Raw genomic sequence first — 6,314 nt, 5'->3', positions numbered from 1 at the left:
CTCATCGCCAAGATGGACGACTACATGATCAAACGGAACGAGACCGCCCGCCCCTTCAAGTGGACCTACGCCGCCAGCCCCCTCCAGGAAGCCTGAACCCCCCTCCACGAACTTTCGCGGAGCAGCACTAGCCGCGCGATCACGGGCCCCCGACCGTCGACTTCCTGTACAGTTGTCCAGGAAATCAACCAAGGGAGACAGCCGTGCACACGGTCGCTCAGGTCCTCATCGGCGTGGTCGCCGCACTGCACGTGTATTTCCTGGTCCTGGAGATGTTCCTGTGGCAGCGCCCGCCCGGCCGGGCCCTGTCGGGGTTCGACGCGGACACCGCCCGCCTCACCGCACCGCTCGCCGCCAACCAGGGGCTCTACAACGGCTTCCTGGCCGCGGGGCTGGTCTGGTCGCTGGTCATCGACTCGCTCGCCACGCAGGTCTTCTTCCTCGTCTGCGTGATCGTCGCGGGTGTCTACGGCGCCGCGACCGCCAACCGCCGGATCCTGTTCGCCCAGGCCCTGCCCGGCGCCCTCGCCCTCGGCGCGGCGCTGTCGGCCGGGTGAACCCCGCGTGAGCACACAGGACTCCGCCCCGGGAACCGGCGCCGAGCGGCCGGGCACGAAGGAACCGCGCGCGCAGGACCCGCGGACCGCGCGCACCAGGGCGCGGCTGCGCGAAAGCCTGCTCGCGGCGTGCGCGGACCGGCCGTTGGCCGAGGTGGGCGTCTCGATGGTGGTCCGCCGGGCGGGTGTCGGGCGCGCGACGTTCTACCTGCACTACGAGGACCTCACCGCGCTGGCGGTGGACGCGTGCGCCGACGTGGTGCACGCGGCGGTCGACGCGCTCCACGCCTGGCAGGGAACCCCGGGGGCGCTCCCCCCGGCCAGGCCGCCGGCGGCCCTGGCCGAGTTCCTCGCGGACGCGGCGGCCCGCGGTCCGCTCTACCGGGCACTGCTCCTCCCGGGGGGCGGCGGCCCGCTGGGCGACCGCCTGCACCGGGAGCTGCGCGCCCGGGCCCGGGCCGAGCGGGAGGCCGTGGGCGCCCCGCGCCCCGACCTCGTCGCGTCCGCGGTGGCCGCGACCTTCACCGGCGTCCTCGCGGACTGGCTGCACGAGCGCATCCCGGGCTCCGACCCGGTGGAACTCGCGGACCGGCTCTGGCCGCTCCTCATGGCCCTGCACCGGGCGGGGTAGGCGGACCGGGAGCGCCTCCGGGTACGCGTCAGCCCCGCCGGAGGAACCGGCGGGGCTATCGCCCGCGGGCGATCGGCCGCGTGAAGCGGTACTAGAGGGTGGTCACCTGCTCCGCCTGCGGACCCTTGGGGCCCTGGGTGACGTCGTACTCGACCTTCGCACCCTCGGCCAGCTCCTTGAAGCCGGTCGTCTGGATGGCGGAGAAGTGCACGAACACGTCGGGGCCGCCGTCGTCCTGCTGGATGAACCCGAACCCCTTCTCGGAGTTGAACCACTTCACGATGCCAGTTGCCATCAGTACTGATCCTTCACAACGTTCCACTCGGGCCGCACGTGCGGCCGTCTCGATAGTGCCCACCCGTCAGGGTCGACACACTCCAGGCGCGGCCAACCGGGTCGGCTCGAACTTCTGGCCGAGTTGTCCGTGGCGGGAGTGAGCGGCGCCGGACCGTGCGGTCAGGAGCCGCCGTCACCGGCGGACAACGACACGACCGGTCGCCCCGCGAGGGCGCCCGCGGCGGCCCGCCGGGGTCCGGCGGCCCGGCAGCCCAGGCAGTTCGCGTGCCCGGTGCGCGCGGCCGTGTCGCGGACCCGCCAGTCCCAGTCGGACTCGGGGCGCGGCCCGCTCGGCTTGCCCCAGCCCGCGAGGTGCAGGAGCCAGGTGACGAGTCCCGCGCCCGCGACCAGGGCGAGCCCCAGCCAGACGCCCGGGGTCCATGCGGCGCACAGGGCGGCGCCCGCTCCGGTGGTGCCCAGCAGGGCGAGGGTCGTGCCGGTCCAGCCGGCCACGGTGTGGCCCATGTCTACGTGGCCGTGGGCGCTCATGATTCTCCCGGTGGAAGGGGCGGCAGTAGGCTCGGAACAGGATGACTTACCTCACGAAGTAAGCATCTCACGAGCTAAGTTACTTAGATGCTAAGGAGAAATCGCGTGCAGGGCAAGCCCCGCCCCCCGGCCGCGGCCGGGGAGGCGATCTCGCGCATGGACCAGTACGTCGCCCTCGGCGTGATCGGTCAGCAGGAGGTGGCGCAGCTCCTCGGGATCAACGTGACCGACCTGACCTGCCTGGGCCACGTCCTGGGCGCCGGGGAGACCCCCCTGTCCGCCGGCGAACTGGCCGAACTGACCAACCTCACCACCGGCGCCGTCACCGGGGTGCTCAACCGCCTGGAACGGGCCGGCTACGCGCACCGGCGACCCGACCCGGGCGACCGGCGCCGCGTCCGGGTGGTGCCCGATCCGTCGGCGGCCGCCCGGATCTTCGCCGTGTACCAGCCCTTCTACGACCGCCTCGGCTCCGTGTTCGCCGAGTACACCCCCGACGAGGTCGCGGTGATCGCGGACTGGTTCGAGCGGGCGGCCGTGGAGGCCCGCGCCCATCTGGCCCAGGTCCGGTCCGGGGAACTGGCCCCGCTCACCCCATAGGACCGACTGGTAAAATGGGCGGGAAACGTGAAGCGCGGGCCCTTCGCCCGGTGCGGACGTGCACGACGAGCCGGGGCCCGTACCGAGGGGTACGGGCCCCGGCTCGTTGTCGTCCGCCCTCACGTTCCCCGCTCGCGTTGTGTTCTCTTCACGGAAGGTTCTGCATGAAGAACCCGTCGGCTCATGGGCGTTTCGGCATCAAGCCCGGCGCCAGGACAGGCAGCAAGTCCGGGGCCAAGGGCTCCGGCAAGGCCCCTCGGACCCTCGGTCCGCAGGGTGAGTTCTCGATGCCCAGGACCGTCAGCCCGGCGCTCCCGCCGGTGACGTCGTTCGCGGAGCTCGACCTGCCTGCCGAGCTGGTGAAGACGATGGCCGACCTGGACGTGCGCGAGCCGTTCCCGATCCAGGCCGCCACCCTCCCCAACTCCCTCGCCGGACGGGACATCCTCGGGCGCGGCCGGACCGGGTCCGGCAAGACCCTGGCCTTCGGTCTGGCGCTGCTGGCGCGCACGGCCGGACAGCGGGCCGACCCGAAGCGGCCGCTGGCACTGATCCTCGTACCGACCCGCGAGCTGGCCCAGCAGGTGACCGAGGCCCTCGCCCCGTACGCCGAGGCACTCTCGCTGCGGATGGCCACCGTCGTGGGCGGCCTGTCCATCGGCCGGCAGACGGGCACCCTGCGCACCGGCGCGGAGGTGGTCGTGGCGACCCCCGGACGCCTGAGCGACCTGATCGGGCGCAAGGACGTACACCTGGAGCGGGTGCGGATCACCGTTCTCGACGAGGCCGACCAGATGTGCGACCTGGGCTTCATGCCGCAGGTCACCGAGCTGCTCGACCAGGTGCACCACGCCGGCCAGCGGATGCTGTTCTCGGCCACCCTGGACCGCAACGTGGACCAGTTGGTGCGCCGCTACCTGAAGGACCCGGTCTCGCACTCGGTGGACCCGCAGTCGGCCTCGGTCGGCACGATGGACCACCACGTGCTGCACATCCACGCGGCCGACAAGGTCGCGGCCGCGACCGAGATCGCGGCGCGGGACGGCCGGGTGCTGATGTTCCTCGACACCAAGCACGGCGTCGACCAGTTCGTGAAGCACCTGCGCGCCATGGGCGTGCGGGCCGAGGGGCTGCACAGCGGGAAGTCCCAACCGCAGCGCACCCGCACGCTCGGACAGTTCAAGGACGGGCTGATCGGCGTGCTGGTCGCGACCAACGTCGCCGCCCGCGGCATCCACATCGACGACCTCGACCTGGTGGTCAACGTGGACCCGCCGGCCGACAGCAAGGACTACCTGCACCGGGGCGGCCGGACGGCCCGCGCGGGCGAGTCCGGCAAGGTCGTCACCCTGGTCACGCCGAACCAGCGGCGGGACATCGTGCGTCTGATGGCCGACGCGAAGATCCGCCCGACCATCACCCAGGTCCGCTCCGGCGAGGCGGCGCTCAGCCGGATCACCGGCGCGAAGGCACCGTCCGGAGTGCCGCTCGCCGGCGCGGCGGCGACCGACGCGAAGGGCCGGCCCAGCGGGACGGACCTCGGTTTCCGGGGCATCGGCACCCGCCCCGGCCGACCCGGCAAGGGCAAGGAGTCCCGCAAGACCATCGAGGCCAGGCAGCAGGCCGAGGCCCGGCGCGCGGCCCGGGTCCGCAAGGGACTCTGACCCGACGCCGGCTCCCCCGCCGACACGTCACCCCGACCGAGCCGGCGGCCGGGGTGACGCGGGTCAACTCTCCGGCAGCTTGCGCAGGCGCTGGGCCGCGGCGTTGCGCACCCGACGGGTACGGGCGGCCGAGGCGAGCAGGCCGAGGGCCGCGCGCGAGGTGAGCAGCGCGACGGCGGTCCGCTGGCACCAGTCGGAGGCGCCGGTGAGTTCCTGCGACGACCAGGGCGTATCGACGGTGATCGACCTCAGCAGGTTCCATTCGCGGAGCCTGCGCGCCGGGAAGTCCCGGCCGCTCAGCACGTCCTCCATGGCTCGCGCCCAGGCGGGGAAGCCCTCGGCGTCCAGCAGGTGCGCGGCCCTGCGGTCGAGGTGGGTGACCACCGCGCTCTCCGCCATGACGCGGTCCGCGTCGCTCAGCATCGCGGCCACCGCCCCGGCCTCCGACCGCCCGGCCGCGGCGGCCAGGGAGCCGAGGTGGCGGGTGTACGACCGGTACTCGGGCGCGGTCGACTCCTCGATCCGCTGTGCGGGGACGGCTCCCGGCGCCCCCTGCCTCTGGTTCTCGGCTCTCCCCATGACGTCCATTCCACACGACACCCGCCCGCTCCCGGTGCCCAGGGTGGCGCCGGCGGCCTGGAGCGGCGGTGGAGTGTCAGCGGGCCGCACGGGCGGCTTCGGGGGCCAGGAGCAGCGCCTCCGCGCCGATCGGACGGTATCCGGCGGCCTGGAAGGCGCGGATGCTGCGGGCGTTCCCGACGGCCTGCTGGGACCAGACGGGCGTCCCGTCCGGGACCAGGTGACGGGCGGCGAGTGCCAGGGCCCGGCCGAGGCCCTTGTGGCGCACGTCCTCGTCCACCTCGATCGCCGCCTCCCAGCGGTCGGCGATCCCGCGACCGAGGACGAGTACGCCGCCGTCGGCGGACCAGACCCGTATGTCGTGGCGTCGGCGCCGGGCCCGGCGGACCCGGGGGTGGTCCGGGTCGACCATCTGGGACAGTTCCAATGGCGGCGGGCCGGCGAGCGGACCGGCGACGGTGAGCAGGTCGATGGTGTCGTGGCCGCGGCCGGTGCGGTCCAGGAGGGCGGCGAGGAAGCGCGGGTTCATGGTGGCGGCGAGGCCGTCGCAGGTGAGGGCGGCGAGGGTGGAGCGGACCCAATCCGGATCCTCGTCGGTGAACACCACGGAGTGGGCGGTGAACGCGATGACGCCCGCGTCGCGACCACTCTCCTGCGGGACGACGGTCGTTGCGCCGTCGGGCGGTGGGAAGTGCCCGACGGCCGCCGCGTCGAGTATCTCCGTCAGGCTGGGACCCATGGTCGCGCTCGCTCTCCGGCCCGTCAGACCTGTTGTCAGCGGAAGGACTTGACGGAGATCATGTCAGGGGCCACGCGGGCGGGGCGGGTCGGGGCGCCCGGCGTCGGCCCGTCCGCGCTCCGGTCCCCGCACCCGGTCAGCGTTCGTGGGCCTCGTGTCCCCCGGCTCCCTGCCCGCCCTCGTGTCCCGGCTCGGGCAACGGCGCTCCCGTCTCCAACAGGGTCTTGAGGCTGGAGGCGAGCATCGGCCAGGCCCGGCCACACATGCCGATGAGGGTGCTGCCCGGTGCGAAGCCCCCGTGGCGGATGGTCAGGCGCGTGAGGGTGTCCCCGACGGGCTCGATCTCGTAGGTGACCTCCGTGCGCGGCTCGCCGGCCAACTCGGCCCGCAGTTCCTCCCCGACGCCGGCGGAGGCGGCCCACTGCGGGGTGAAGGTGTGCCAGGTGTAGGAGAGCCGGCGGTTCGGCACGCAGTCGAGGACCACCTGGGCCGGATCGCTGGTGCGGGCACCTCGCTCGATCCAGTCCATCGTCGAGCCCACCGCCCAGTCGGTCTGGAAGCTCAGGCCCCAGTAGCGGCGGGTCAGGGCGGGCTCGGTGAGGGCCTGCCAGACCCGGTCGGGGTCGGCCTGGATGTAGAGGGTGTAGGTGATCGCGCTGTCGCTCATGTCCCCATGCTGGGGGACCGGGTGCCTTCGGGGGCGGATTTCCCGGACCCGG

At 73.3% G+C, this 6,314-nt stretch carries 9 protein-coding genes; 4 read left to right on the top strand and 5 right to left on the bottom strand.

Features of this window, described 5'->3' with window-relative positions:
- The first annotated feature begins 203 nt into the window (after window positions 1–203).
- Window positions 204–557 (top strand): DUF1304 domain-containing protein, encoded by a 354-nt coding sequence (locus OTB19_RS03850; protein WP_267796484.1) that lies wholly within the window; start codon window positions 204–206, stop codon window positions 555–557.
- Between the two features lie 106 nt (window positions 558–663).
- Complete coding sequence (locus OTB19_RS03845) at window positions 664–1,188, top strand: TetR family transcriptional regulator (protein ID WP_267796491.1); 525 nt, start codon at window positions 664–666, stop codon at window positions 1,186–1,188.
- A 91-nt stretch (window positions 1,189–1,279) separates the two neighbouring features.
- On the opposite strand, the gene OTB19_RS03840 is transcribed toward OTB19_RS03845, so the two are convergent.
- Together OTB19_RS03840 and OTB19_RS03835 are read right to left on the bottom strand one after the other, a co-directional pair.
- Window positions 1,280–1,483: a cold-shock protein gene (locus OTB19_RS03840; protein ID WP_053682110.1), complete on the bottom strand. Its 204-nt coding sequence runs from the start codon at window positions 1,481–1,483 to the stop codon at window positions 1,280–1,282.
- A gap of 161 nt (window positions 1,484–1,644) precedes the next feature.
- Window positions 1,645–2,013, bottom strand: coding sequence for an HGxxPAAW family protein (locus tag OTB19_RS03835; RefSeq protein ID WP_267796483.1), 369 nt, complete (start codon window positions 2,011–2,013; stop codon window positions 1,645–1,647).
- A gap of 105 nt (window positions 2,014–2,118) precedes the next feature.
- Here OTB19_RS03835 and OTB19_RS03830 point away from each other — a divergent pair, with 105 nt between their 5' ends.
- Both OTB19_RS03830 and OTB19_RS03825 read left to right on the top strand, forming a co-directional pair.
- Window positions 2,119–2,613, top strand: a complete 495-nt coding sequence (locus tag OTB19_RS03830) for a MarR family transcriptional regulator (RefSeq protein ID WP_267796482.1) — start codon at window positions 2,119–2,121, stop codon at window positions 2,611–2,613.
- Window positions 2,614–2,777: 164 nt separating this feature from the next.
- Window positions 2,778–4,277, top strand: a complete 1,500-nt coding sequence (locus tag OTB19_RS03825; RefSeq protein WP_420716785.1) for a DEAD/DEAH box helicase — start codon at window positions 2,778–2,780, stop codon at window positions 4,275–4,277.
- Between the two features lie 63 nt (window positions 4,278–4,340).
- Here the strand turns inward: OTB19_RS03825 and OTB19_RS03820 are convergent, their stop codons facing one another.
- The 3 genes from OTB19_RS03820 to OTB19_RS03810 form a co-directional block, all read right to left on the bottom strand.
- Window positions 4,341–4,856: a hypothetical protein gene (locus OTB19_RS03820; RefSeq protein ID WP_267796481.1), complete on the bottom strand. Its 516-nt coding sequence runs from the start codon at window positions 4,854–4,856 to the stop codon at window positions 4,341–4,343.
- Window positions 4,857–4,932: 76 nt separating this feature from the next.
- Window positions 4,933–5,595, bottom strand: coding sequence for a GNAT family N-acetyltransferase (locus OTB19_RS03815; RefSeq protein ID WP_267796480.1), 663 nt, complete (start codon window positions 5,593–5,595; stop codon window positions 4,933–4,935).
- 136 nt (window positions 5,596–5,731) lie between these two features.
- The gene (locus tag OTB19_RS03810; RefSeq protein WP_267796479.1) at window positions 5,732–6,262 is read right to left on the bottom strand and encodes an SRPBCC family protein; all 531 of its coding nucleotides are present in this window, start codon (window positions 6,260–6,262) and stop codon (window positions 5,732–5,734) included.
- Window positions 6,263–6,314 lie beyond the last annotated feature (52 nt).

The organism is Streptomyces sp. H27-H5 (assembly GCF_026627505.1).
Taxonomy (GTDB): domain Bacteria; phylum Actinomycetota; class Actinomycetes; order Streptomycetales; family Streptomycetaceae; genus Streptomyces.
The sequence above is the reverse complement of the archived record's forward strand: the minus strand, read 5'-3'. Positions and strand labels throughout refer to the sequence as shown.

What these genes read in the sequence shown, in the direction of transcription:
- OTB19_RS03810 (WP_267796479.1), bottom strand. Translation starts at nt 6,262, where the DNA reads ATGAGCGACAGCGCGATCACCTACACCCTCTACATCCAGGCCGACCCC.
- OTB19_RS03815 (WP_267796480.1), bottom strand. Translation starts at nt 5,595, where the DNA reads ATGGGTCCCAGCCTGACGGAGATACTCGACGCGGCGGCCGTCGGGCAC.
- OTB19_RS03820 (WP_267796481.1), bottom strand. Translation starts at nt 4,856, where the DNA reads ATGGGGAGAGCCGAGAACCAGAGGCAGGGGGCGCCGGGAGCCGTCCCC.
- OTB19_RS03835 (WP_267796483.1), bottom strand. Translation starts at nt 2,013, where the DNA reads ATGAGCGCCCACGGCCACGTAGACATGGGCCACACCGTGGCCGGCTGG.
- OTB19_RS03840 (WP_053682110.1), bottom strand. Translation starts at nt 1,483, where the DNA reads ATGGCAACTGGCATCGTGAAGTGGTTCAACTCCGAGAAGGGGTTCGGG.
- OTB19_RS03825 (WP_420716785.1), top strand. Translation starts at nt 2,778, where the DNA reads ATGAAGAACCCGTCGGCTCATGGGCGTTTCGGCATCAAGCCCGGCGCC.